This window comes from Pseudomonas persica (assembly GCF_900291015.1).
Classification (GTDB): domain Bacteria; phylum Pseudomonadota; class Gammaproteobacteria; order Pseudomonadales; family Pseudomonadaceae; genus Aquipseudomonas.
This window is the reverse complement of the sequence record NZ_OLKL01000157.1, coordinates 1-269: the sequence shown is the minus strand read 5'-3', so window position 1 is coordinate 269 and position 269 is coordinate 1. Positions and strand designations below refer to the sequence as shown.

At 65.1% G+C, this 269-nt stretch carries 1 protein-coding gene; it reads left to right on the top strand.

What is annotated here, in order from left to right; all coding sequences use genetic code 11:
- A partial coding sequence (locus FQ664_RS26105; protein WP_218570429.1) for a hypothetical protein occupies positions 1-269 on the top strand: 269 nt, incomplete at both ends.

The window sequence follows — 269 nt, the reverse complement described above, 5'->3', positions numbered from 1 at the left end:
TCGAGCGGCTGGGCATGGGCGATACCGTGGTGGAGGCGCGCACCTTCCATGCACTTGGCCTGTCCATCATCGCCAAGGCGACGGGGCGCAAGCCCGATATTCCCGAATGGGCCATCGATGCAACGCTGGGCTTCAACAAGCTGGCCGAGCTGGTGGACGACCTGAAGGACCGCTCGACCCACTTCCGCACCCAGTGGGACATGTTCCGGCTGGTATTCGGGCGCGATCTTCCGCCACTGGGCGCGCAGATGCTGGCCGATGGCTACGAC